25 protein-coding genes and 1 pseudogene are annotated in these 24,767 nt (G+C 70.8%); 17 read left to right on the top strand and 9 right to left on the bottom strand.

Translation table 11 applies throughout. The features are described from left to right. The first annotated feature begins 149 nt into the window (after positions 1–149). The 6 genes and pseudogenes from aceE to OG714_RS36700 all read left to right on the top strand — a co-directional run bounded on the left by aceE (position 150) and on the right by OG714_RS36700 (position 6,107). On the top strand, positions 150–2,861 hold the full coding sequence (gene aceE / locus OG714_RS36725; RefSeq protein ID WP_406127580.1) for a pyruvate dehydrogenase (acetyl-transferring), homodimeric type: 2,712 nt from the start codon (positions 150–152) through the stop codon (positions 2,859–2,861). Further along, positions 2,786–2,972: pseudogene (locus OG714_RS36720) on the top strand (hypothetical protein); the annotation flags it as partial. The gene aceE and the pseudogene OG714_RS36720, both read left to right, overlap by 76 nt. A gap of 262 nt (positions 2,973–3,234) precedes the next feature. Next, the gene (locus tag OG714_RS36715) at positions 3,235–4,251 is read left to right on the top strand and encodes a helix-turn-helix transcriptional regulator (protein WP_406127578.1); all 1,017 of its coding nucleotides are present in this window, start codon (positions 3,235–3,237) and stop codon (positions 4,249–4,251) included. A 78-nt stretch (positions 4,252–4,329) separates the two neighbouring features. Then, positions 4,330–4,851, top strand: a complete 522-nt coding sequence (locus tag OG714_RS36710) for a DUF4240 domain-containing protein (RefSeq protein ID WP_406132080.1) — start codon at positions 4,330–4,332, stop codon at positions 4,849–4,851. A 75-nt stretch (positions 4,852–4,926) separates the two neighbouring features. After that, positions 4,927–5,454 carry a carboxymuconolactone decarboxylase family protein gene (locus tag OG714_RS36705; protein WP_406127576.1) on the top strand — a complete coding sequence of 176 codons (528 nt, stop codon included), beginning with the start codon at positions 4,927–4,929 and terminating at the stop codon, positions 5,452–5,454. Between the two features lie 173 nt (positions 5,455–5,627). Next, positions 5,628–6,107: a hypothetical protein gene (locus OG714_RS36700; protein WP_406127575.1), complete on the top strand. Its 480-nt coding sequence runs from the start codon at positions 5,628–5,630 to the stop codon at positions 6,105–6,107. A 13-nt stretch (positions 6,108–6,120) separates the two neighbouring features. Here OG714_RS36700 and OG714_RS36695 read toward each other — a convergent pair whose 3' ends face one another. Then, positions 6,121–6,351 (bottom strand): hypothetical protein, encoded by a 231-nt coding sequence (locus OG714_RS36695; RefSeq protein WP_406127574.1) that lies wholly within the window; start codon positions 6,349–6,351, stop codon positions 6,121–6,123. Positions 6,352–6,491: 140 nt separating this feature from the next. On the opposite strand from OG714_RS36695, the gene OG714_RS36690 reads away from it, so the two are divergent. The 3 genes from OG714_RS36690 to OG714_RS36680 all read left to right on the top strand — a co-directional run bounded on the left by OG714_RS36690 (position 6,492) and on the right by OG714_RS36680 (position 8,393). Beyond that, entirely contained in the window at positions 6,492–6,827 is a 336-nt protein-coding gene (locus OG714_RS36690; protein WP_406127572.1) for a hypothetical protein, read from the top strand. Positions 6,828–6,891: 64 nt separating this feature from the next. After that, entirely contained in the window at positions 6,892–7,206 is a 315-nt protein-coding gene (locus OG714_RS36685) for an ATP-binding protein (RefSeq protein WP_406127570.1), read from the top strand. A gap of 56 nt (positions 7,207–7,262) precedes the next feature. Continuing rightward, complete coding sequence (locus OG714_RS36680; protein ID WP_406127568.1) at positions 7,263–8,393, top strand: lipid II:glycine glycyltransferase FemX; 1,131 nt, start codon at positions 7,263–7,265, stop codon at positions 8,391–8,393. A gap of 144 nt (positions 8,394–8,537) precedes the next feature. Here OG714_RS36680 and OG714_RS36675 read toward each other — a convergent pair whose 3' ends face one another. Beyond that, positions 8,538–9,368, bottom strand: a complete 831-nt coding sequence (locus OG714_RS36675) for a peptidoglycan recognition protein (protein WP_406127567.1) — start codon at positions 9,366–9,368, stop codon at positions 8,538–8,540. A gap of 199 nt (positions 9,369–9,567) precedes the next feature. On the opposite strand from OG714_RS36675, the gene OG714_RS36670 reads away from it, so the two are divergent. Further along, positions 9,568–10,752, top strand: coding sequence for a MarP family serine protease (locus OG714_RS36670; protein WP_406127565.1), 1,185 nt, complete (start codon positions 9,568–9,570; stop codon positions 10,750–10,752). Between the two features lie 22 nt (positions 10,753–10,774). Here OG714_RS36670 and OG714_RS36665 read toward each other — a convergent pair whose 3' ends face one another. Further along, a complete protein-coding gene (locus OG714_RS36665; protein ID WP_406127564.1) occupies positions 10,775–11,263 on the bottom strand; it encodes a GNAT family N-acetyltransferase in 489 nt (162 codons plus the stop codon). A gap of 74 nt (positions 11,264–11,337) precedes the next feature. On the opposite strand from OG714_RS36665, the gene OG714_RS36660 reads away from it, so the two are divergent. Further along, the gene (locus tag OG714_RS36660) at positions 11,338–12,234 is read left to right on the top strand and encodes a TIGR01777 family oxidoreductase (protein WP_406127563.1); all 897 of its coding nucleotides are present in this window, start codon (positions 11,338–11,340) and stop codon (positions 12,232–12,234) included. A 212-nt stretch (positions 12,235–12,446) separates the two neighbouring features. Further along, positions 12,447–14,051 carry an FAD-dependent oxidoreductase gene (locus OG714_RS36655; protein WP_406127562.1) on the top strand — a complete coding sequence of 535 codons (1,605 nt, stop codon included), beginning with the start codon at positions 12,447–12,449 and terminating at the stop codon, positions 14,049–14,051. 103 nt (positions 14,052–14,154) lie between these two features. Here the strand turns inward: OG714_RS36655 and OG714_RS36650 are convergent, their stop codons facing one another. Next, positions 14,155–15,591 carry a regulator gene (locus tag OG714_RS36650; RefSeq protein WP_406127560.1) on the bottom strand — a complete coding sequence of 479 codons (1,437 nt, stop codon included), beginning with the start codon at positions 15,589–15,591 and terminating at the stop codon, positions 14,155–14,157. A 283-nt stretch (positions 15,592–15,874) separates the two neighbouring features. On the opposite strand from OG714_RS36650, the gene lipB reads away from it, so the two are divergent. The 4 genes from lipB to OG714_RS36630 all read left to right on the top strand — a co-directional run bounded on the left by lipB (position 15,875) and on the right by OG714_RS36630 (position 18,964). Next, the gene (gene lipB, locus OG714_RS36645; RefSeq protein WP_406127559.1) at positions 15,875–16,672 is read left to right on the top strand and encodes a lipoyl(octanoyl) transferase LipB; all 798 of its coding nucleotides are present in this window, start codon (positions 15,875–15,877) and stop codon (positions 16,670–16,672) included. Positions 16,673–16,777: 105 nt separating this feature from the next. Beyond that, a complete protein-coding gene (gene lipA, locus OG714_RS36640) occupies positions 16,778–17,743 on the top strand; it encodes a lipoyl synthase (protein ID WP_020684297.1) in 966 nt (321 codons plus the stop codon). Between the two features lie 253 nt (positions 17,744–17,996). After that, positions 17,997–18,197, top strand: coding sequence for a hypothetical protein (locus OG714_RS36635; RefSeq protein WP_019064487.1), 201 nt, complete (start codon positions 17,997–17,999; stop codon positions 18,195–18,197). Positions 18,198–18,256: 59 nt separating this feature from the next. Continuing rightward, entirely contained in the window at positions 18,257–18,964 is a 708-nt protein-coding gene (locus tag OG714_RS36630) for a DUF4191 domain-containing protein (RefSeq protein ID WP_393753239.1), read from the top strand. A gap of 96 nt (positions 18,965–19,060) precedes the next feature. On the opposite strand, the gene OG714_RS36625 is transcribed toward OG714_RS36630, so the two are convergent. The 3 genes from OG714_RS36625 to OG714_RS36615 all read right to left on the bottom strand — a co-directional run bounded on the left by OG714_RS36625 (position 19,061) and on the right by OG714_RS36615 (position 21,593). After that, a complete protein-coding gene (locus OG714_RS36625) occupies positions 19,061–19,570 on the bottom strand; it encodes a flavin reductase family protein (RefSeq protein ID WP_019064485.1) in 510 nt (169 codons plus the stop codon). Positions 19,571–19,737: 167 nt separating this feature from the next. Further along, complete coding sequence (locus tag OG714_RS36620) at positions 19,738–20,910, bottom strand: acyl-CoA dehydrogenase family protein (RefSeq protein ID WP_406127556.1); 1,173 nt, start codon at positions 20,908–20,910, stop codon at positions 19,738–19,740. A gap of 212 nt (positions 20,911–21,122) precedes the next feature. After that, entirely contained in the window at positions 21,123–21,593 is a 471-nt protein-coding gene (locus OG714_RS36615) for an RDD family protein (RefSeq protein ID WP_406127554.1), read from the bottom strand. 198 nt (positions 21,594–21,791) lie between these two features. Here OG714_RS36615 and glnA point away from each other — a divergent pair, with 198 nt between their 5' ends. Beyond that, positions 21,792–23,201 carry a type I glutamate--ammonia ligase gene (glnA, locus tag OG714_RS36610; protein ID WP_393042592.1) on the top strand — a complete coding sequence of 470 codons (1,410 nt, stop codon included), beginning with the start codon at positions 21,792–21,794 and terminating at the stop codon, positions 23,199–23,201. 3 nt (positions 23,202–23,204) lie between these two features. Here glnA and xerC read toward each other — a convergent pair whose 3' ends face one another. Further along, entirely contained in the window at positions 23,205–24,323 is a 1,119-nt protein-coding gene (gene xerC / locus OG714_RS36605) for a tyrosine recombinase XerC (RefSeq protein ID WP_406127552.1), read from the bottom strand. Next, entirely contained in the window at positions 24,286–24,756 is a 471-nt protein-coding gene (locus OG714_RS36600) for a multiprotein-bridging factor 1 family protein (RefSeq protein WP_406127550.1), read from the bottom strand. The genes xerC and OG714_RS36600 overlap by 38 nt, the downstream gene beginning before the upstream one ends. Positions 24,757–24,767 lie beyond the last annotated feature (11 nt).

Genomic DNA, 24,767 nt, shown 5'->3' with positions numbered 1-24,767 from the left:
GGAACCTTTGATCGATCATCGATCAGGGAGTTACAGTCACCGACGGGCTCCTACAAGGGCCCGCCGCCCTGTCCTGCCAAAGACCAAGGGCACCCCCGAAATCCCCTTGCCGATGAGGGAACCCCCCTTCGACCGAGGAAGGCGGCGTTATGACCGACCCCTACGCCATCCAGCCGAGCGAGCTCGACCAGCTCCCGGACCGCGACCCCGAGGAGACCGCCGAATGGCAGGCCTCCCTGGACGCCGTCACGAAGGCTGCGGGCCCGCACCGTGCCGCATACCTGATGCGCCGCACGCTGGAGCGCGCGGAGGGCAACGGCCTCGCGCTGCCCAAGCTGCTTGAGACGGACTACGTCAACACCATCCCGACCGCCGCCGAGCCGTCCGCGCCCGGCGACGAGGCGATGGAGCGCCGGATCACCGCGTGGAACCGCTGGAACGCGGCGGCGATGGTGACCCGCGGCGCGAAACACGGCGTCGGCGGCCACATCGCGACCTTCGCGTCCGCGGCCTGGCTGTACGAGACCGGCTTCAACCACTTCTTCAAGGGCAAGGAATCGCAGGAAGCGCCGGGCTCCGGCGACCAGCTCTACATCCAGGGCCACGCCTCCCCCGGCATCTACGCCCGCGCCTTCCTCGACGGCCGTCTGAGTGAGGCGCACCTCGACAACTTCCGCCAGGAGGCGGGCGGCAACGGCCTCCCGTCGTATCCGCACCCGCGGCGCCTGCCCTGGCTCTGGGAGTTCCCGACGGTGTCGATGGGCCTCGGCCCGCTCTCGGCGATCTACCAGGCGCGCTTCAACCGCTACCTCACCGCGCGCGGCATCAAGGACGTCTCCGAGTCCCACGTCTGGGCATTCCTCGGCGACGGCGAGATGGACGAGCCCGAGTCGACGGCGGCACTCGCACTGGCGAGCCGCGAGGGTCTGGACAACCTGACCTTCGTCATCAACTGCAACCTCCAGCGCCTCGACGGCCCGGTCCGCGCGAACTTCAAGATCGTGCAGGAGCTGGAGGCCCAGTTCCGCGGCGCCGGCTGGAACGTCATCAAGTCCCTGTGGGGCAACGCCTGGGACGAGCTGTTCCAGCTCGACACCACGGGCGCGCTCGTACGACGCCTGCGCGAGGTACCGGACGCCCAGGTGCAGACGTACCAGACGCGTGGCGCCGCCTACATCCGCGAGGACTTCTTCGGCAAGGACCCGGCGCTCGTCGAGCTCGCGAAGCTGCTGAGCGACGACAAGATCCTCGAGTGTTTCCACCTCTCGCGCGGCGGTCACGAGGCGAACAAGGTGTACGCCGCGTACAAGGCGGCCGTAGAGCACAAGGGCGGCCCGACGGTCATCCTGGCGCAGACGGTCAAGGGCCACACGCTCGGCGAGGGCTTCGCGTCGAAGAACGCCAACCACCAGATGAAGAAGCTGTCGACGGACGAGTTCAAGCAGATGCGTGACCTGCTCGAACTCCCCATCAAGGACAGCGACTTCATCGACGGAGTCGTCCCGTACGGCCACCCCGGCGCCGACTCCCCCGAGGTCCGTTACCTCCAGGAGCGCCGCGCCGCTCTGGGCGGTCCCGCCCCGGCCCGCCGCACGCACCCCCTCGCCGCGCTGCCCGCCGCCGCCGACAAGACGTTCGCGTCCTTCGACAAGGGTTCCGGCACCCAGAACGTCGCTACGACGATGGCGTTCGTACGGCTCGTCAAGGACCTGGTCCGCGACAAGGAGACCGGCAAGCGCTGGGTGCCGATCGTGCCCGACGAGGCACGGACGTTCGGCATGGAGAGCCTGTTCCCCTCGCTGGGGATCTACTCCCCGAAGGGCCAGACGTACGAGCCGGTCGACCGCGACCAGCTCATGTACTACAAGGAAGCCAAGAACGGCCAGATCCTCAACGAGGGGATCACCGAGGCCGGTTCGATGGCGGACTTCATCGCCGCGTCGACGTCGTACGCGACGCACGGCGAAGCGATGATCCCCTTCTACATCTTCTACTCGATGTTCGGCTGGCAGCGCACGGCCGACCAGATGTGGCAGCTCGGCGACCAGCTCGGGCGCGGCTTCCTCGTCGGCGCGACGGCGGGCCGTACGACGCTGACGGGCGAGGGCCTTCAGCACGCGGACGGTCACTCCCCCGTGATCGCGGCGACGAACCCGGCCGCGCTGTCGTACGACCCGGCGTTCGCGTACGAGGTCGCGGCGATCGTCAAGGACGGCATCCGCCGCATGTACGGCGAGGCGGCCCCGGGCGAGGACTCGAACGTCTTCTACTACCTCACCGTCTACAACGAGCCGATCCCCCAGCCCGCCAAGCCGGCCGGCCTCGGCATCGACGAGGGCATCGTCAAGGGCCTCTACCGCTTCAACACGGCGGAGTCCGCCGGCCTTTCGCCGGCTGCCAACGCGGCGCGCATTCAGCTGCTCGGTTCCGGTACGGCGATCCACTGGGCGTTGAAGGCGCAGCAGTTGCTTGCCGAGGAGTGGGGCGTCGCGGCCGATGTGTGGTCGGCGACGTCCTGGACCGAGCTGCGGCGCGATGCGCTGGACGCGGACGCGGCGTTGCTGCGGGGTGAGGAGCGGGTGCCGTACGTGCGGCAGGCGCTCCAGGGGGCCGAGGGGCCTGTCCTCGCGGTCTCCGACTACATGCGGCAGGTTCCCGACCAGATCGCGCAGTGGGTCGAGCAGGACTACTCGTCGCTGGGTGCGGACGGTTTCGGCCTGTCGGACACGCGTGACGCGGCTCGGCGTTACTTCGGCGTCGACGCGGAGTCGATCGTGGTCGCCGCGCTCGCCCAGCTGGCGCGGCGCGGAGAAGTGAAGGCGACGTCGGTGAAGGAGGCGCGCGAGCGCTACGGGCTGTAGGGGCCTTTTTCTCGCCCCCGCCGCCCCTACCCGTCCCGTCCTTGGGGGCTGCGCCCCCAAACCCCCCTTCGGCCTGAACGGCCTCGTCCTCAAACGCCGGACGGGCTGAGATGCGAACCGCTGCTTCAAAGCTCCGGTCGGCAACATCTCGGCCCGTCCAGCATTTTCAGCCGTCCGCCAACAATCCGGCCCCTCCCGCACTTTCAGCTCGTCCGCCGACAATCCAGCCCCTCCGGCGTTTGAGGAGCGGGGGTCCGGGGGCCGGCCCCCGGGGCGGGGTCTGGGGCGGAGCCCCAGCCGGGTTGAAGGGGCGGAGCCCCTGGGGGATGGGACGGGTAGGGGCGGCGGGGGCGAGATCCCTCATCATGAAGGGATGCGTGCTGCCCGGCTGATCAAGATGGTGTTGCTGCTTCAGTCCCGTGCCTCCATGACCGCCGCCGAACTCGCCCGCGAGCTGGAGGTCTCCGAGCGGACCGTCACCCGGGACGCGCAGGCGCTGTCGGAGGCCGGGGTCCCGGTGTACGCGGACCGGGGGCGGGCCGGCGGGTACCGGCTCGTCGGTGGGTACCGGACCCGGCTGACCGGGCTGGCCCGCAGCGAGGCCGAGGCGCTGTTCCTGAGCGGGGTGCCGGGGGCGTTGCGCGAGATGGGGCTGGAGGACGCGGCCTCGGCGGCCCGGCTGAAGGTGTCCGCGGCGCTGATGCCCTCCCTGTCGGATGCCTCACGTGCGGCGGCCCAGCGGTTTCATCTCGACGCACCTGGCTGGTTCGCGGAGCCCAGGACACCCGAACTGCTCCCCGCCGTGGCGGACGCCGTGTGGGACGACCGGAGGCTGGTCGCGCGGTACCGGCGCGGTGACTCCGACGCCGAAGTCGAAGTCGAAGTCGAACGGGAGCTGGACCCGTACGGGCTCGTCCTCAAGGCCGGGGTCTGGTACCTGTGCGCGCGGGTCGCCGACCACGATTCCTCCCCGGTGTACCAGGCGCATCGGGTGTATCGCGTCGACCGGTTCACGGCGGTGGAGCCGGGTGCCGAGCGCTTCGTACGGGACGAGGAGTTCGACCTGCCCGCGTTCTGGGAGGAGCGGGCGGAGCAGTTCGCGCGGTCGATCCTGCGGGCAGAGGTCGTGGTGCGGCTGTCGGCGGACGGGGTGCGGAGGCTGCCGTACGCCGTCGATCGGGCCGCCGCGCGGGAGGCGCTGGAGGTCGCGGGCAAGCCGGACGACGGCGACGGGTGGGTGACCGTGACCCTGCCGGTGGAGTCCGAGGAGGTGGCACACGGTCAGCTCGCGGGGCTCGGCCCGGACGTGGAGGTACTGGCACCGGAGGGCCTGCGGGCGCGCTTCACGGACGACGCGTCGCGGCTGGCCGCGCTGTACCGCCGCCCATAACGATCTGCCCCGCTCCAGGTGACAATCCGCTGCACTCCACGTGCGCACCACCCCTCCAGGACCGATGCTTGACCCGTGATGGACGAGACGGAGTTCTGGGAGCTGGTGGACGCCACCCGCGAGGCCGCCGAGGGCGACCCCGAGGAGCAGGCCGACCTGCTCGTCGACCGGCTGCTGCTGCTGGACCCGGAGCTGGTCCTGGACTTCGCCCGGCATTTCGAGGCCCGTTACAACCGCGCGTACACCTGGGACTTGTGGGGTGCCGCGTGGGTGCTGCTCGACGGGGCGAGCGACGACGCGTTCGACTTCTTCCGGTGCTGGCTGATCGGTCAGGGCCGTGAGGTGTACGAGGGTGCCGTGCACGACCCGGACTCGCTGGCGGAACTCATCGACGACTTCGACGACGAGATCGACGGCGACGGGGAGGAACTGGGGTACGCGGCGGACGAGGCGTACGAGCAGCTGACCGGTGCCGTCGCCCCCGACCTGGGGATTCCGCCGCCGCCCGCCGAGCCGCTGGGCGCACCGCTCAACCTGGAGAGCGAGGCCGTGCTGGCGGAACGGTTCCCGAAGCTGCGCGAGAGGTTCCGACAGGACTGACGGGGGTACTGCGATGGGTGCCCGCCCCTGGGTCGAGTCGATCGGCTCGACCGACCGGATCCCAGTGAGGTCACCGTGGCTGCCATACCGTACCCAGAGCGTTCCGCCGAGGCCGTGGACGCGCTTCCCACTCCGCTGAACGCGTTCCGCATGCTCTCCCACGCCCCGGATCTGCCGGGTCCGGCGATCGAGCTGGGCATGGCCGTGCTCGGGTCGTCGATACCGGTACGGCTGCGCGAACTGGTGGTGATGTCGGTGGCGGCGTACACGGACTGCGCCTACGAGATCGTCCAGCACCGCCCGATAGCGCTGCACGCGGGGCTCACCCTCGACCAGTTGGCGGCGGTCGTCGAACTCCGTTCGGAGGACGGCGAGTTCGACGAGGTCGAGTCGGCGCTGCTGACGGCGACGGAGGAGTTGCTGGCCCGGCACACGCTCACGGACGCCACGTTGGGCACCCTGCGCAAGCATCTGACCGACCGTCAACTGGTCGAACTGATCACGACGGTCGGGTACTACACGATGCTCGCCGGCCTCATGAACGGCCTCAACGTGGACATCGATCCGGCGGGCGAGAAGTACCTGGGCCTGGGCCGCAGTTAGGGCCCGCCCCGCTCGTTCCACCCCCTCCGGCGTCCCGTAACGGCGTGTCAACTCACGTGTCACAGAGGTGTCTTGAAGCGACTCCGGGCGCAACGGCCGCCCTGCCGTGGATCTCCTATGAGGAGACAGCGGCAGCGACAACGCCGTCCGCTCGGTCCACCCCCGGAGGGGTCATGTTCCCGATTGTTCGCCCGCGTTCGATGGTTCTGCTCGGTGCCGCCGTCATCGTCGTGGCGGTCGCCGCTTTGGGCGGCACCCTGTTGCTGGTCGGGAAGGACGCCGAGGGCAAGGACCTCAACGACCCGGATCCGCAGGCGGTCAGCGACATCGCCGTCTGCTCGGACGTGAAGGTCCACGCATGGGTCACGATGAACGTCGGGACCGTCGCCGAGCCCGACGACAGGTTCGTCGACTACGACGTCGACGCCACCCGGCACGACCACGACCCGTTCGGTCGCACCCTGGCCGAGGGCTGCAACAGCGCCGCCGGAGCCTTCGGGTCCCGGGCGCAGTTCAAGGCACCCGGCCTGAACAAGGGCCGGCCGCTCTATGTGACCGCGCCGGCCGACCGCCGGCACGTCCTGGTCCTCCGCCTCACCCGGCACGCCGACGGCACGGTCACCAGCACCCAGCAACTGGTCGCCGCCCGCTGACGACTGCGGCTGCCTACGCGGCGGTCCGGCGGCGGGTCGTGTCCGTCGAGATGTAGGCCTGTGTCTGCTCGGCCCGCACCGCGTGGTGCATCGGGGCCGCGTTGGCCTGGTCGAGCGCGGAGGCCGTGACGGCGGCCGGGCCGAGGATCACGGTCGCGACCGCGCAGACCACCGCCCAGGGGCCACGAGCGGACTTGGCCCAACCGGCCGACTTCTCCGTGGTGTTGGAGTGACTGCTGTTCATTTTCCCCACCTCCAGTCAGTGCGTGTGCATGACGATAGGGAGCTTGCCTCGGGGGACTCGGTGAGTTGCCTGCGAGAAACCTGTGAGCGCCGATCGAGGGGCGATCGAGGCCGACCGAGGGGTCGGATATCTTCACCGGCATGGAGCCACCCGCGTGCGACCACAAGGTCTTCGAGCATGACACCGTCCAACTGCGGGTCGACCACGGGATCATCGAGCTGTTCCGGCGGAATCGCATCATCAGCTCCTACCGGGCCCCGTTGAGCTGGCTGAAGGTGCGGGCCGAGGCGCGCAGGGGCGGCTTGACCCGGCTGCACTTCGGCCACGTCGAGGAACTGGACGAACCGATCTACGCGAGCACGACGAGTTCCAAGCACCTGCTCGTCACCGTCGAGATCCGGACCGCCGACGAGCCGCTCTACCGCGCGTTCTTCACGGAACTGGCCCACCTGTCCGACCGCCCGATCGCCTCATGACACACCCTTGACAACCCGGCCCTCACCAGGGCGATCCCGTTGAGCGACACGGGAGTTGGAGCCGGTGCCGAAGGGCGACTTCGAACTCGCCGACGGCGCGACGCTCCGCGTGACCGAGACGCTCGCCACCGTGCACCGCCACGTGAAGTCCCCGGAGTGCGAACCACGCCTCCGCACCCTCCCGGAAGGCGGGGTTCGGGTGGCCGTCGCCGATCGTTCGCCCGAACTGCCCGTCCGGTACACCGAACCCGACTGGGATACGGAGAGCGGACGGGGCGTCTTCCTGATCGCGTCGATGGCGAGCCAGTGGGGCGTCACACCCGGACAGGGCCGCCGCGGCAAGCAGGTGGGGGCGGAGTTCACAGCAGTGAAGTCTTGACCCGCCCGGTGAACCCCGGCTTACGGTGGCCGCCGCCGAACAGGAGCGTCGCGCCCATGACCAGCCCGTACGTGAAGGGGATCACCCGCGAGGAGCACCTCGACCATCTCCGGCTGCACCCGGACGCGAGCCATCTCCAAATCCCCGAGTGGGCCGGCGTGAAGCCCGACTGGACGGCGGAGAGCGTCGGTTGGTTCGAGGGCGATGCGCTGGTCGCCGTAGCGCTCGTGCTGTACCGGGCGTTCCCCGGCACCGGTCGCTTTCTCGCCTACCTGCCCGACGGGCCCGCGATCGACTGGCACAGCCAGCGTCCGGAACGGTACCTGGACCCCCTGATCGCGCACCTGGAGAAGGAGGGCGCGTTCTCGGTCCGTATCGGCCCGCCGCTCGTCGTCCGGCACTGGGACGCGGCCACCGTCGCGGCGGGCGTCGCCGACCCCTCCGTACAGCATCTGCGGGATCTGCCCACGGACGGCATCGACGGCTACGCGCTGGACGCGGCGGAGCGGCTCAGGCGCCTCGGGTGGCGGCGGTGCAAGGAGGAGGACGGGAGCGGGTTCGGGCTCGGCCAGCCGCGTTACGGGTGTCAAATCCCCCTGGCCGGGCGGTCGGTGAACGAACTGCGCGCCGCGCTCTCCCCCAACTGGTTGCGGTCGCTGCAAACGGCCGAAGCGGGCGGGGTCGGGGTCTTCTGGGGTTCGGCCGACGACCTGCCCGCGTTCCACCGCCTGTACCGGGCGACGGCCGAACGCGACGGCTTCAAGCCCCGCCCCCTGGACTACTTCCGGCGCATGTGGCAGGCGTTGAACGCCGAGGAGTCCGACCGGCTGCGGATCTATCTGGCCGAGTACGACGACGAGGTCCTGTCCTCCGCCCTGATGATCGGCGTCGGCCCCCGCGTCTGGCACTCCTACCCCGCGTCCGGCCGCCGCGGCCGCGAACTCCGCCCCAGCAGCCTCCTGTTGTGGCGCATGCTCTGCGAGGCCCTGGACTCGGGCGCCGACACCTACGACCTCCGCTCCATCACCCCGTCCCTCGTCGCCGAGGACCGCCTCGTCGGCCGCCTCCTCTTCAAGACGGGAGCGGGCGGCCGAGCAGTGGAGTACCTGGGCGAATGGGAACGCCCGGTGGGAAGCCAAGGGAAGGTCCTGCAACGGGCGTTGAGCGTCTATCTCGCCCGCAGGTAGACCCCGGGGCGCGGGGCTGTGTCGATTTGCGGCTCCGCCGCGTGGGCGCGCCCAGCCCCCACAGACCCGCACCCGACATCCAACGGAGCGGGGTCCGGGGGCGCAGCCCCCGGGGATGGGACGGGTAGGGGCGGCGGGGGCGATTCAACGCCCTTGCAACCGCGCCGCCACCTCACGAACCTCCGGGAGACGGGCCAGGAGCGCAGCCCCGGGACAGCTCGTCATATAGCCGTCCTTGTGCCCCGCCAACGCGGGAAGCGTCGCCGTCGTACCGCTGGCGTACCGGCTGAGGTTGTTGCTGGACACCAGCCGCGCCTTCGCCCGCGGATCGACATCCGCGAGCCCCAGCTTCCACGCGGCCAGCGCGGCGATCGCATCGGTCATCGCCTTCGGCACCGCCATCCCCGCCGTGAACGTCCCGATCGCCGCGATCCCCGCCGTACGGTGATTGAACCCCTGCGTGTGGGCGCCGGTGACGGCCCGGTCGACACCCCCCGCCCGCCCCTCGTAGATCGTCCCGCAGTGATCGACGAGGAAGTTGTACCCGATGTCGTCCCAGTCCCGGACCCCGGTCTGCCCCGCGTACAGGTACCGGATGATGCGGGGCGCGTCCGCGCAGTCGTACCCGTTCGGCGAGTCCGTGTGGTGGACGAAGACGGCGACGACCTTGTCGTCGTAGCGCGGAGGCGGTTGCGCGTGCCGGGAGAGGGCGTCCAGCCAGGCCGAGCGCGGGACGATGCGCGGCTTGGCGGCGGTGTGCTGGACCGCGGCGGGGCGGGCCGCGACCGGGCGGCGTGCGGCGGCCGTGGCCTCGCGTCCGATGCCGTTCGCGCACAGGGCGAGCACCAGGACGGCGGCGAGACCGGGCAGACAGGCCAGCACGACGACGGCCGAGCGGGGTATCCGCCGCGGGCGGGGTATTCGTCCCCGCAGCCGTCGTCTTCGTGCACCCGGCGTTCTTCTCAGGACACGCATGGTCACACTCTCGGCCGGAAACGCTCAGTCCGCGATGTGTGCTGTGCCACCCGGTGGAACCATCGTCCTGGTCCGGCACGTTTCTGGGGGTACACGCACGCGTGATCGGTTCCCGGGGATCACGCGCGCGTGACTGACGCGGGACTGATCACTGGACCCGTTCCTCGCGTACTAAGGGTTCCGAGAGAAAGGCGGCTCCGTGGACCTGCTCGACCTGCTGTTGTTGCTGGTGATCCTCGCCTACGCGGCGTCGGGGTACCGGCGCGGCCTCGTCGCCGGATGTGTGTCGCTCGCCGGGTTCGTGGGCGGTGCGGTCATCGGCGTGTGGGTGCTGCCGTGGGTGATGGACCTGGTGACTCCGGGGACGACGACGGCGACGGTGACCGCCGTGCTCACCGTGCTGGCCCCGGCGGTGATCGGGCACGAACTGGCGGGGCGGCTCGCGCTGAAGCTGCGCAAGGAGCTGGACCAGGGGCCGCTGCGGGTGGCCGACGGGATCGGCGGGGCGGCGGCGAACTCGGTGGCGGTGATGATCGTCGCGTGGGTGGCCGCGAGCGTGCTGGGCGCGTCCTCGTCGGCGACGGTCACGACGGCGATCCAGGACTCGACGCTGCTGGGCAGCGTGCAGAAGCTGATGCCGGACACGACACCGACGTGGTTCTCGCGGGCCACCTCCGCGCTCACCGAGGCGGGCTTCCCACAGGTCTTCAACCCGTTCGAGAACGAGTCGACGGCCGAGGTCGCCAAGCCCACCGGCGACAGCGTCACCGCCGCCGCGACGAACGCCTCGAAGCGGAGCACGGTCAAGATCGAGGGCTCCTCGGGCACCCAGGGCCGCGAGGGCAGCGGCTTCGTGTACGCCCCGCAGCACGTGATGACCAACGCGCACGTGGTGGCGGGCATCGACGACCCGACCGTCCGCATCGGCGGGGTCGGGCGGTCGTACGAGGCGCGGGTGGTCCTCTTCGATCCGCAGAAGGACGTCGCCGTGCTGTACGTGCCGGGGCTGTCCGCGCCCTTGCTGAGCTTCGACGACAGCGCGGAGCGCGGCGACTCGGCCGTGGTGGCCGGCTATCCGCAGGACGGCGACCTGAACCTCCAGGCCGCGACCGTCGCCAACCGCGTGAACGCGACGGGCCAGAACATCTACAACAACGGGACGGTCACCCGCGAGATCTACTCGATCCGCTCCACGGTCCGCCCCGGCAACTCCGGCGGCCCCCTCCTGACGACCGGCGGCAAGGTCTACGGCGTGGTCTTCGCCCGCTCCACCTCGGACGACGAGACGGGGTACGTGCTGACGGCCGACGAGGTCTCCGGGGACGCGCGGCGCGCGGCGACCGCGACGGCCCAGGTGGACACGGGCGACCTGGTCACGTCGTAGCTGTCATAGATCAGGTCCTGCGTCAGAGGGCGCGGCCCATGAAGACGTCGTCGACGTACTTCCCGTCGAGCAGGAACTCCTCGGGCAGTACGCCCTCGACGGCGAAACCCTCGGCCTCGTAGAGCTTGCGGGCCGGGGTGTTGTGCCCGAGCACGCGCAGGGTGAGCCGGCGGGCGCCCCGGCGCCGCGCCTCCTCGACGGCCGCCCGCACCAGCGCCCGGCCGACCCCGTGTCCCCGCGCCTCGTCGGAGACGGCGAGCCCCTGGATCTGCCGGACGTGCGCGTTGCAGGCCAGCTCGGTGGGAAAGGCCAGCCGGATGTACCCGACGATCCGCCGGTCCAGCTCGGCGACCAGATGGTCCCCGGGCGCGTGCCGAGCGTCGAAGAAGGGGGCGTACGGCGGCTGCGGCAGCGGCATCACGGCGTGCAGGCGGGACCAGGTGGCGCGGTCCAGTGCGCCCAGTTCCTCGTCGTCGTCGGGCAGGGCGATGCGTATGTTCGGCTCGGACATGCCAGCCACCCTACGGCGGCGGACGGCGTGGTCCTCATGGGGTTTTTATGGATCAACGAGGCAGGATGGACGCCATGGAACGCTCGCGAATCGCGGTGACCGGCGCCTCCGGTCTCATCGGCAGCGCACTGGTCCGGTCCCTGACCGCGGACGGGCACGAGGTGGTGCGCCTTGTGCGGCACGGCGCCCGGGCCGCGGACGAGGTGTGCTGGGACCCCGAGGGGCAGTACGTCGACGCGGCCGGGCTCGACGGCTGCGACGCCGTGGTCAACCTGGCCGGTGCCGGGGTCGGCGACCACCGCTGGACCGACGCCTACAAGAAGACGGTCCGCGACAGCCGCGTGCTCGGCACGGCGGCCCTCGCGGAGGCCGTGGCCGCACTGGACCGGCCGCCGCGGGTGTGGGTGAACGGCAGCGCGATCGGCTTCTACGGCGAGACGGGCGACCGTGCCGTGGACGAGTCGGCGCCTCCCGGGGACGGCTTCCTGCCCTCGCTGTGCACGGAGTGGGAGGAGGCGACGGCGCCCGTGCGCGAGGCGGGCGTACGGACGGTGTTCGCGCGGACCGGGCTGGTCGTGGCGCGCGAGGGCGGCGCGTGGGCCAAGCTGTTCCCCCTCTACAAGGCGGGACTTGGCGGGCGGTTCGGGAACGGGCGGCAGTACTGGTCGTTCGTCGCGCTGCACGACGAGGTGGCCGCGATCCGGCATCTCATCGACACGGACGGGCTGTCCGGCCCCTTCAACCTCACCGCGCCGAACCCACAGACGAACCGTGAGATCTCGGCGGCGATGGGCCGCGTGCTGCGCCGCCCGTCCCTCTTCACGGTCCCGGCGCCCGCGCTGAAGCTGGTGCTCGGCGAGATGTCGGGGGATGTGCTGGGGAGTCAACGGGTGCTGCCGAAGCGGCTGTTGGAGTCGGGGTTCACGTTCGCGTTCCCGGAGATCGAGGGGGCGATCCGGGCGGCGCTTTAAAGGGCGGGCGAAGGGCGGGCGCGCGGTACTGAGCGTTTGACGCCCGATGATGACTCTCGGCGACCGCATGCGACCGCCGTGCGACCGTGCCCTGTGTATGCGCGACTCCCGTTGACCGATCACGGCCCTAACCTCGACCCGAACTCGGGTATCCCTGGAGGCTGTTGGGGGCATGACGTCTCCACCGGCCGCGCAACCTCGAGGAGGGGCACGTGCTTGAGCCCGCGTACCAGGCGGACGTAGTCGTCGTGGGGGCCGGGGTCGCCGGACTCGCCGCGGCGCATCGGCTGATCAGCGCAGGAGTAACGACCGCAGTCCTGGAGGCCGCCCCTTACGTGGGGGGCCGTATGTCGACCGAGAAGGTCGACGGGTTCCGGCTCGACCGGATCGGACAGTTCCTGTCCACCTCGTACCCCGAACTACGCCTGACCCCGGGCCTCGACGCCCTGGTGCTGCGCCCCTTCGCGCCGGGGGTCCTCCTCCACAGCGACGGCCGCCACCACCGTGCGGGCACCCCGGCGCCCGGAGGAAGCGCGTGGGGCGCACTCCACGCGGTACGCGCCCTGGCGAGCGCCCCTCGGGTGGCGGCGGTACCGAGGGTACGGACGGGGTCCGCGTGGGGCGGGGCGACACGAAGGGGCTCCTTCTGGGGCGGCCCGACGGCGAGGGGGCGCGGCGGCGTCGCCTGGGCCGCGGCGGCACCCGGAGGCACGGAGGGCCTTTCAAGGATCGGGGCGACACTCGGCGACCGGGCCGGTGCCTCCCCCGGGGACCGTGCGGACTCCTCCTGGGGCGGGCCCGCCCTCAAGGACCGGACCGCGGTCGCCCGGACGGCCTCGGCCATACCCAGGTCCCGGGCCGGTGCCCCGCTCGGCGGCCCCGTCGACCAGGCCCGGCTCGGCACCGCGCTGACGCGCCTCGCGGCGACGCCGGTCGAACGCCTCCTCGCCCGGCCCGAGTTGGCCGCCGGGCAGGCACTCGCCGCCCGCGGGGTACCCGCGCGCACCGTCGACGGCTTCCTGCGCCCCCTGCTCGCCGCGCTGCTGTGCGACCCGGAGTTGACCACCTCCAGCCGGTGCGCGGACCTCGCGCTGCGCGCCTTCGCGGGCGGGCGGCTGTGCCTGCCGGAGGGCGGCGCGGAGATGCTGCCCGAGGTGCTCGCCGCCGCGCTGCCGCCGGGCACCGTGCACACCGGCGTACGCGTGACGGCCGTATCCACGACGTCGGTGACCACCGCCGAGCACGGCGAGATCCACTGCCGGGCGGTCCTGGTCGCGACGGACGCGCGCGCGGCGGCCGAACTCCTGCCCGGCCTGCGTGTACCCGACTTCCACCCGGTGACGGTCGTCCACCACACGACCGACGACCCGCCCGCGACCGGAGCCGCCCTGCTCCTGGACTCCGACCGCGGCGGCCCGGTCGCCCACACGGCGATCGTCAGCGAGATCGACCCGAGCCGCGCCCCGGCCGGCCGCGCACTCGTCTCCTCAACGGTCCTCGGCCCTCCCCCACCGGACGTCGAGACCGCCGTACGCATGCACCTGTCGCGCCTCTACGGCACCTCGACCACCCGTTGGGAGACCCTCGCCGTCCACCACACCGCCACGGCCGTGCCCGTCATGCGCCCACCGCACGATCTACGGCGCCCCGTACGCCTGTTGGCCGGCCTGTACGTCTGCGGCGACCACCGGGACACGAGCACGGTGCAGGGGGCGCTGCACTCGGGACACCGGGCGTCGACGGCGATCCTGACGGACCTGGGCGCGGAGGGCTCAATGCACCAGGCAGACCCGCTGCCAACAACACAGGCCGCCTGAAGCGCCCCCGAAGGGGCGCGGGGCTGTATCGATATGCGGCTCCGCCGCGTGGGCGCGACCAGCCACAACGGAGCCGCACTGTCCCGCCCACCCGGCGCCCACCTCACCCGAACGCGGCGACCTTGTCGCGATACCCCCGCACCGGCGCCGCGTCCTTGTACGGCTCGAGCCGACGCTCGAAGTCCCGCACATACTCGACCGCCCGCACCGACCGCATCTCCACGGCCTGCCCCGCCGCCTCCGCCCCCAACGCACAGGCCTGATCGAGCTCACCGAGCCCGAGCCGGGCGGAGGCGAGAACGACCCGGCAGAAGAGCCGGCTCCGGGCGAAGGCGGGCGCGCGCAGCTGCAACGACCGCTCCGCGTGCTGCGCGGCGGCCCGGAACTGCTGCAGATCCCGGTGCGCGTGCCCGAACTCGTCGGCGAGCTGCGCCTCGTCGAAGAACCGCGCCCAGTACGGCACTTCGTCCCCGGCGCGCGCCGTTTCGAGGGAGCGCTCGGCCCGGACGAGCGCGGACGTGCACGCCCGCACCTCCCCGAGCACCCCGTGCGCCCGCGCCTCCACGGAGTGCAGCAGCGCCTGCACGACGGGCGGCGCGCTGGTCCCGACCCCCTGCTGCGCGACCCGCGCGAGCTGTACGGCCTCGCGCCCGTGCCCGAGGTAGACGGCCTGCCGGCTCATGGTCATGAGCACGTACGAGCCGTAGGCCCGGTCCCCCGCCGCCTGTGAGAGCCGGAGCGCCTGCACGAAGTACCGCTGGGCGAGCCCGTGCGCGGCGATGTCGTACGACGTCCAGCCCGCGAGCCGGGTGAGGTCGGCGGCCGCGGCGAACAGGCGCCGGCCGGTCTGCTCGCCGTAGGTGCCGCGCAGCATCGGTTCGGTCTCGTGCTCCAGGTAGCGCACGAGGGCCTGGCGGGCGTGGCCGCCGCCGTAGGCGTTGTCGAGGGTGCGGAAGAGTTCGCCGACCGAGCGGAGCGCGGAGATGTCGCCGCCGGTGACCTTCTGGCCGGGGCCGCGCTCGGCCTGGCCGCGCTGGCGGGGTACGGCGGGGCGGCCCTGCGGGGGCACCCGGTTCGCGGGTTCGGCGCGGCCGACGCGGTCGTCGGCGCGGCCGATCAGCCAGTCCCGGCTGGGCACCACGAGCCCGGCCGGGGTGAAGGCGATCTTGCGCAGTTCGGCGTGGCTGCCGGAGTCCTTGCGCCACAGCCCGCTGACGATGTCGACGGCCTCCTCGGGGGTCGCGGCGAATTCGAGCCCGGCGTACACCGGCGCGCAGGCGTCGAGCCCGAGGTCCTGGGCGGTGAGCCGGCGGCCGAGCCGCCGGGTGAAGACCTCGGCGATGAGGGCGGGCGTGGTACCTCTGGGCTGCTGTCCGCGCAGCCACCGGGTGACGGATGTCTTGTCGTATCTGAGATCGAGTCCGTGCTCCAGACCGAGCTGGTCCACGCGACGGGCGAGACCTGCGTTGGAGAACCCCGCTTCTGCGATGAGCGCGGCGAGCTGACGGTTGGGAGTGCGCTGCGCGGGTCGTTCCGTCATCTGCGGTGCGGTCTCCTGCCTTTCGGGCCTCACAGAGGCCGATGCGGCCACTGTCTGCCCGGATTGCCTGTGAGCAGCCCTTTTGGCCTCGTGAACGGCGCGAATGTAGCGGAGCGTAAGCATCCCGTCGCACATTCCGACGTGCATTCATCCGATCGTGTGAGGATTGGTCGTAGGGCTGACGGTCCCGGCCGCCCGGAGCGCTGTCAGTGGTCGGTCGTACAGTGGCGTAGGCATGTTTCGTGCCTTACGACTCATAGGTGCTGCTGAGGAGGCGCTTGCCGTGGGTGAGTTGCGGTTCGTCCGGATGGGCTTCGGCGCGGACGCCGTCGAGTACCAGGAGGCGTGGGACGAGCAGCGCCGGGTGCACGCGGCCCGCTTCGCGGACGAGGTCCCCGACACCGTGCTGCTCCTCGAACACCCGCCGGTCTACACGGCGGGCCGCCGCACCCAGGACAACGAGCGCCCGCTCGACGGCACCCCCGTCATCGACGTCGACCGCGGCGGCAAGATCACCTGGCACGGCCCCGGCCAGCTCGTCGGCTACCCGATCCAGCAGCTGCCCCGCCCCGTGGACGTCGTCGCGCACGTACGACGCCTGGAGGAGGCGCTGATCCGGGTGTGCGCGGAGTTCGGCGTCGAGACCAGCCGGGTCGAGGGCCGCAGCGGGGTGTGGGTGCTCGGCGATCCGGTCGAGCAACGCCCCAAGCTCGGCGGACTCTCCCTGGACTTCGATCCCCGGCTGCACGACGAGGAGTTCGACCCCCGGATGAACGGCCCGGAGTACGCCCCCTCGAACGCCGGCCAGCGCCGCGAGGACCGCAAGATCGCCGCGATCGGCATCCGCGTCGCCAAGGGCGTCACCATGCACGGCTTCGCCCTGAACGTGAACCCGGACAACAGGTGGTTCGACCGGATCATCCCCTGCGGGATCCGCGACGCCGGGGTGGCCTCGCTGGCGGACGAGCTGGGCCGGGACGTCACGATCGACGAGGTCCTGCCGATCGTCGAGCGGCACCTGAAGGACGTACTGGAACACGCGGACCTGAAGCCGCGGGAGATCGAGAAGGCGACCGCCTGACCCGGGAATGTGACTTTCCGCTCTGAGGTTGGCCTCAAGGCGGGGGCCTGAAATCACGGGCGTACCCTGGTGTACGCCGAAGAATCGAAGCTACAGGGAGCCGATGTGTCCGCAGTCACCCCAGACGGACGCAAGATGCTGCGCCTGGAGGTCCGGAACGCCCAGACCCCCATCGAGCGCAAGCCCGAGTGGATCAAGACCCGGGCGAAAATGGGTCCCGAGTACACGAAGATGCAGGCGCTCGTGAAGAGCGAAGGCCTGCACACGGTCTGCCAGGAAGCCGGCTGCCCCAACATCTACGAGTGCTGGGAGGACCGCGAGGCGACCTTCCTCATCGGCGGCGACCAGTGCACGCGGCGCTGCGACTTCTGCCAGATCGACACCGGCAAGCCCGAGGCCCTGGACCGCGACGAACCGCGCCGGGTCGGCGAGTCCGTGGTCACGATGGACCTCAACTACGCCACGATCACCGGCGTCGCCCGCGACGACCTGGAGGACGGCGGCGCCTGGCTGTACGCCGAGACGGTCCGCCAGATCCACCAGCAGACGGAGTCCCGCGAGGCCGGCCGCACCAAGGTCGAACTGCTCGCCCCCGACTTCAACGCGGTCCCGGAGCAGCTCGCCGAGGTCTTCTCCTCCCGCCCCGAGGTCTTCGCGCACAACGTCGAGACGGTCCCCCGCATCTTCAAGCGCATCCGCCCCGGCTTCCGCTACGACCGCTCGCTCAAGGTCATCACCGAGGCCCGCGACTACGGCCTGGTCACGAAGTCGAACCTGATCCTCGGCATGGGCGAGACCCGCGAGGAGGTCAGCGAGGCGCTGCGCCAACTGCACGAGGCGGGCTGCGAGTTGGTCACCATCACGCAGTACCTGCGGCCGTCCGTACGGCACCACCCCGTGGAGCGCTGGGTGAAGCCGCACGAGTTCGTCGAGCTGAAGGAGGAGGCCGACCAGATCGGCTTCTCCGGCGTCATGTCCGGCCCGCTGGTGCGCTCGTCGTACCGCGCCGGGCGCCTCTACCAGATGGCGATCGAGAAGCGGGGCGCGTACGTGGCCTCGCAGGCGGTGTGATCCTGACCTGCCCGCACCCTGTGTGAATTCGCGCACAAGTGACTACCGGCGGGTAACACCCTTCATAGACGCGGTCCTGACCGTCCTCGCAGTTGAGGGCGTCCATCAGGGCCGCGTCAGCATTTCGGCCCAGCGCATCAAGGCTTCATTGGCGTTTGACCGGTCGGTCACGCCCTGGTAACACCAAACAGTGACACTGCATTTACAGCACGTAGACCCATACCCAGAGCCGTTCCGAGGGGGGACCTCCACGATGCAGGCCGCGCCCGTCCGTGCCACCGCCATCCCGTCCGTCACCGACGCCCTGCGCGCGGTCGAGTCGCTGCTGCTGAGCAGCGGCCAGCGCACCGCCCGCCGCAACGCGTGGACCTCCGTCCTGGAGGACCGCCGCCGCGCCAAGGACCGGGTCGAGGCCCAGCTCGTCATCGAGCAGGCCCTCACCTCGCACTCCTGATCCCCATCCTGCGGGCACCGCCGTCGTCGGCGCTCCCGCGGGCACGTAGACTTCCCCGCATGGCGAGGAAGGACACGACAGCGGAAAACGCTGCGAACCCCGGGCGACTCAAGCAGATCGCCCTGACGTACAAGATGACGCGCAAGGCCGACAAGACGATCGGTCTTGTACTCGCGGCTGTCGGAATTGTCACCTTCGGTGTCTTCCTCGCGATCGGCTTCTTGCTCGGTCACCCCATCTATCTCGGCATTCTCGGCCTCCTGCTCGCCTTCCTCGCGTCGGCGATCGTCTTCGGACGCCGGGCCGAGCGGGCGGCCTTCGGGCAGATGGAGGGCCAGCCGGGCGCGGCCGCGGCGGTACTGGACAACATCGGCCGGGGCTGGACGACGACTCCGGCGGTGGCGATGAACCGCAGCCAGGACGTGGTGCACCGCGCGGTCGGCAAGGCCGGCATCGTGCTGGTCGCCGAGGGCAACCCGAACCGGGTGAAGTCCCTGCTGGCCGCCGAGAAGAAGAAGATGAACCGCATCGTCGCGGACGTCCCGGTGCACGACGTGATGGTCGGCACGGGCGAGGGCCAGATCCCGCTGAAGAAGGTCCGCACGACGATGCTGAAGCTGCCGCGGGTCCTGACCGGCCCGCAGGTGACGGCGACCAACGACCGCCTGCGCGCGATGGGCGATTTGATGAGCAACATGCCGTTGCCAAAGGGCCCGATGCCGAAGGGCATGAAGCTCCCGAAGGGCGGCGGCGGCAAGGCCCGCTGAGCCGCACACACGGTTTCTACGACTGAGGGGCGCCCGGATCAGATCCGGGCGCCCCTCAGTCATGTCAGGTCCGCCGTATCAGGCACATCAGGCGCATCAGGCCAAGGTCCTGAACCCCCGGTCGTAATACACCATCGGGGAGCCCTCCCCCAGTCGCACTCCCGTCACCCGGCCGATCAGGACCGTATGGTCCCCGGCCGGGTGTCGTGCGTGGGCGGTGCAGTCCAGTTCGGAGAGGGCTCGGTCGACCGTGGGCAGGCCGTCGGGGCTGGTGCGCAGGCCGCCCGACGCGAACTTGTCGGTGCCCTTGGTCGCGAAGCGCACGGCGAGCGGGCGGTGAGCCGGGGCCAGCACGCTCACGGCGAAGCGGTCGCAGTGGCCGAACGACGGCGCCGAGTCGGCGGAGTTCGCCAGGCAGACCAGGACCATCGGCGGTTCCAGCGAGACCGAGCAGAAGGAGCTGGCCGTGAAACCGCGCGGGGTTCCGTCCTCGCAGCACGTGGTGACGACCACGACACCCGAGGGGAAGCGGGCCATCGCGGCCCGGAACTCCTCCGGCGCCACCGCCGCTCGTGCGGTTTCCAGTACTTCCTGACGCTCCGGCATGACGGTGCACCACCTGTCGGGCCTCGCGGAGGCCACCGCGGGTTCAGCAGCCTCGGGGCAGCCTCGGAAGCGGCTCACCGACAGTGATCGGGACCGCCACCCGGGTCCAGATCGACTATGCGGGCAGCGCCCCCGACCGGCAACCGGGACCGGAGCGCCAGGCCGACTCAGCGCACGGCCCCGGCCTTCTCCTCGCCGGAAAGCGCCCAGGCGCCGTAGGCCGCGCCCGTCGTCTCGAAGGAGAGCGCGACATGGGACGCGGCGCTGTTCACGTCGCGCCAGAAGCGCTGGACCGGGTCGGACGAGGACTGGCCGGACGTGCCGCCGGCGCGGAAGACGCGGTCGACGGCCGAGACCAGGAGCTCTACCGCGAGCGCCAGGTCCCGGGCGCCCCGGACCGCGGCCTCACCCCCCGGCGGGTGCTCCGCCGTGCCGTCGGCGATCGCCGCCGTACGGAGGATCAGCAGTTCGGCGGCGTCCACCTCCGCGGCGGAGCGGGCCAGCGCGACCTGGGTCGAGGGCTTCTCGCCCACGGCCTGCCCGCGGCGGTCGACGCGGGAACCGGTCCGCGCGATCCAGGCCCGCAGCGCGCCCCGGGCGGCGCCGACCAGCGGGGCGGCGAACGGCAGCGCGTTCACGGCGTGCATCGGGACGATGTGGCAGCGGGCGTCCGAGGCGGGGGCCCGGCCCGCGTGCACCACCGAGCGGGCCAGGGTGCGGTGTTCGGGCACGAAGGCGTCGGAGAGGACCAGGGTGTCGCTGCCCGTCCCGCGCATCCCTACGGTGAACCAGCTGTCCTCGATCGAGAAGTCCGCCCGCGGTACGGCGAAGAACCGCACCTCGGGGCGCGCGTCGGGGTCCACCGGGCCCTCGGCGGGGACGGCCGCGCAGGCCAGCGCCCAGTCGGCGAAGTGGACCCCGCTGATGTACTTCCACTCACCGCTCAGCCGCCAGCCGCCGGCCACGGGTTCCGCCTTGCCGGACGGCATGAGCGCACCGGCCAGCAGGATGTCCGGGCCGTCCGCCCAGATCTCCGCCTGGCCCTCCTCGGGGAGGAACGCCGCGTACCGCCCGGCGTAGGCGGCAAGCGAGGCAGCCCAGGCCGCGGACGTGCAGCCCTCCCCCACCAGGCCGACCGCGGCGGTCAGTTCGGCGAAACCACCGGCCTCGCCGCCATGCGCCACCGGTACGAAGTGCCGCGCGAACCCGGCGTCCCGTACCCCTTCGATCACCTGCGGTGAGAGCCGCCGGGCGCTCTCCGCCTCCTCCGCGTACCGGGCCGCGATCTCGGCGACCATCGGCGCCCGGGTCACGATCGTCGACTTGTCGCCTGCTGCCATCCTGCCCACCACTGCCCACCACTTCCGTCGGGAACGGCGCCAGTGTCCCGGCCCCGGCCCGCCCGCTCCCGGACCCCGGGCCGTAGCAGCCCCACCGTCACCCACCCGGCACGCCAAAGGGGGCGCCCGGAGATCGTCCCGGGCGCCCCCTCTGTCGTAGGACCGGGGCTCTGTCTCTGTCGTAGAACTGCGGCTCTGTCGTAGAACTGCTGCTAGATCCGGACCTCTACCGTGCGCGCGAACCGGTCGTGCAGGCCGCGGCCGTCGCGGTCCCAGATCAGGGCCGGGATCGCGATGCACAGGAGGGCGGTGCGGAGCAGGGCGCGGAGGGGGTTGGGGCGGCCGGAGTCGAGGGCGATGACGCGGAGGCCGAAGAGGCGCTTGCCCGGGGTGAAGCCGATCGTGCCGACCGTGACGGCGCTGAGGACGAAGAAGACGAGGAGGGCCCAGTTGCCGGTCGACCCCGGCTTGTAGCCGTGGGTGAGCAGGCCGTATGCGATCAACAGGCACAGGGCCCAGTCGACGGCGAGGGCGCCGAAGCGGCGGCCCGGGCGGGCGATCGAGCCGGGGCCCTGCTCGGGCAGACCGAGCTGCTCGCCGCGGTATCCGAAGTCGACACCTGCGCGCTCCGCGGCCTCGCGGGGCCCGGAGAGCCACGATCCGATTGCATCCCTGTTGTCCACCCGTCCACGGTACTGCCCGCGTTCTGCCATGCGGACAGGAGGGGCCAGGCGGCCCAAGACCGGTTAACTTGGGCGAAACAAATGGGTCACGCCTGAGAAATCCCCCGTCCCTAAGGTCGGGTCCAGCGTGTGCCACCGCACTGGCCGCACGAACGAACTACCACCCCGGCACGGACGGTCGGGAGTAGGAGGAGCTGGATGTTCCAGAACGCCGACGAGGCCAAGAAGTTCATCGCGGACGAGGACGTCAAGTTCGTCGACGTCCGATTCTGCGATCTGCCGGGTGTGATGCAGCACTTCACGCTGCCGGCGACGGCCTTCGACCCGGACGAGGAACTCGCCTTCGACGGCTCCTCGATCCGCGGCTTCCAGGCCATCCACGAGTCCGACATGGCGCTCCGCGCCGACCTGTCGACCGCGCGCGTGGACCCCTTCCGCCGCGACAAGACGGTCAACATCAACTTCTTCATCCACGACCCGATCACGGGCGAGCAGTACTCCCGTGACCCGCGCAACGTGGCGAAGAAGGCCGAGGCGTACCTCGCCTCCACCGGCATCGCCGACACCGCGTACTTCGGTCCCGAGGCCGAGTTCTACGTCTTCGACAGCGTGCGCTTCGAGACCAAGGCGAACGAGTCCTTCTACCACATCGACTCCGAGGCGGGCGCCTGGAACACCGGTGCGGTCGAGGACAACCGCGGTTACAAGGTCCGCTACAAGGGCGGCTACTTCCCGACCCCGCCGGTCGACCACTTCGCCGACCTGCGTGCGGAGATCTCCCTGGAGCTGGCCGCGTCCGGCCTCCAGGTCGAGCGCCAGCACCACGAGGTGGGCACCGCCGGCCAGGCCGAGATCAACTACAAGTTCAACACGCTGCTCGCCGCGGCCGACGACCTCCAGCTCTTCAAGTACATCGTGAAGAACGTGGCCTGGCGCAACGGCAAGACCGCGACCTTCATGCCGAAGCCGATCTTCGGCGACAACGGCTCGGGCATGCACGTCCACTCGTCCCTGTGGGCGGGCGGCACCCCGCTCTTCTACGACGAGGCCGGCTACGCGGGTCTGTCGGACATGGCCCGCTACTACATCGGCGGCATCCTCAAGCACGCCCCGTCGCTGCTCGCGTTCACCAACCCGACGGTGAACTCGTACCACCGCCTGGTGCCGGGCTTCGAGGCGCCGGTCAACCTGGTGTACTCGCAGCGCAACCGCTCCGCCGCGATGCGTATCCCGATCACGGGCTCCAACCCGAAGGCCAAGCGCGTCGAGTTCCGCGCGCCCGACTCCTCCGGCAACCCGTACCTCGCCTTCTCCGCGCTCCTCCTGGCGGGCCTGGACGGCATCAAGAACAAGATCGAGCCGGCCGAGCCGATCGACAAGGACCTCTACGAGCTGGCCCCCGAGGAGCACGCGGGCGTCGCCCAGGTCCCGACCTCCCTCCCGGCCGTCCTCGACCGCCTTGAGGCCGACCACGAGTTCCTCCTCGCGGGCGACGTCTTCACGTCCGACCTGATCGAGACGTGGATCGACTTCAAGCGCACGAACGAGATCGCGCCGCTGCAGCTGCGTCCGCACCCGCACGAGTTCGAGCTCTACTTCGACGTGTAAAGATCAACAGGGCTCTACGCTGGACGGACCCCCTGCGGACTCTTCGACAGTCCGCAGGGGGTCCGCAGTTTTGTTGATCAAGGGTCCCATGGCACGCTCGACGGCCGTCCGGGTCGACTGGTCCGAGTCGGGCCAGAGGTGACCGTAAGTGTTCAGCGTCGTCGTGGCCTTCGAGTGCCGCAGCCTCTGCTGCACAATCTTCACGTCCGCCCCGCTCGCGATGAGCATGCTCGCGTAGTAGTGCCGGAGGTCGTGGTACCGGAACTCCGGGGACAGCCCCGGCACCTGCTTGCGAATCCGGCGCATGTGCCGCTCGATCTTCCACGGGCCCAACTGCGCGCCCTCGTCGTCGGGCAGGACCCACCCGTCCGTGCGCCCGTCGAGCAGCCGCTTGAGCTCCCCAACGAAAAGGTCCGGGATCGGCACGGCCGCCACGCTCGACTCGGTCTTCAGTGGCTCCGCCGGGTACTGCACCGTTGGCGTCACGGTCCGCGCATCGAGGTCGACGTCGACCAGGCGCAGCCCGCACGCCTCGGCGATCCGCAGGCCGGCGAACGCCCCCAGCAGCAGCGCGGGCCGGTACTTCCCCTCGGCCGCCTCGTACAGTGCCCAGAGTTGTGCGTCCGTGCAGACATAGGGGCGCTGCTTACCCCCGCCCGGTGACGTCTCCCGTGAGCAGGGATTCGCTGTGATCTTCTTCGCACGTACCGCGGCCCGCATCACCTGCGACAGCCGGCTGTGCAGAGCGAAGCGGTACGACTGCGCCGCGCCTTCCCGGAGCAGCCGGGCCATCCACTTTTTTACGGCCATCTCGTCGACGGCCATCAGGGGCAGCGGGCCGAACTCCTCGCGGATCTGCGCCAGATGCACCTTCGCCTGCCGCACGGTCGACACGCGCTTCGCGTAGGACTCAAGCCACAGGTCGCACCACTGGTCGACCGTCAGCTTCCGCTCTCGCGGGTCGACGTAGGTGTTCGTGACCAGCGCGGCCGTGACCTCGTCGAGCCAGCGCTCGGCGTCGAGCTTCCGGGCGAAGTGCCGGGCATGCTCCTTGTTGGCCAGGTCCCTGTACCGGGCCCGCCACTTACCGTTCGGGCGCTTCGCTATGTTCTTGCTTGCCATCGGCGTCCTTCCTGCTCGCCCGCTCAAGCGCCTGCAGCTCGCGCTCAAGGTCGTCTTTCCGGGTGCGCGCCATTCGCAACTGCTGATTCGTCGAGGCATGGGCGGCCATGAGCTGCACCTCTTCGCTGTGCAACTGATTGATCTGCTCGCGCACCTCGTCTGCGCGCTGCGCGAGTTCATCACGCGATCCACGGACCGGCGCCGGATTCAGCAGAGGATCAATCTCCAGGTTGAGCAGTTGTGCTAGGCCCGCCACCTCTGCGAGAGGCACGGGGCGCTTCGCGGACTCGGTACGGGTGATGGCGAGCGTCGGAACCTCCCGCCCCAGTAGGGCGCTGAGCTTTGCCGCCAAGTCCGCCTGCGTCCACTGACGCGCCTCTCTGGCCTTGCGTACCAGGGCGCCGAAGTCTGATCCGAGCTCATCGATCTGCACGTGATGAAGGT

Origin of the sequence: Streptomyces sp. NBC_00989 (assembly GCF_045162655.1) — a bacterium.
Classification (GTDB): Bacteria; Actinomycetota; Actinomycetes; order Streptomycetales; family Streptomycetaceae; genus Streptomyces.
Note: the sequence above shows the minus strand (reverse complement) of the source record. Positions and strands in the feature narration are given on the sequence as shown.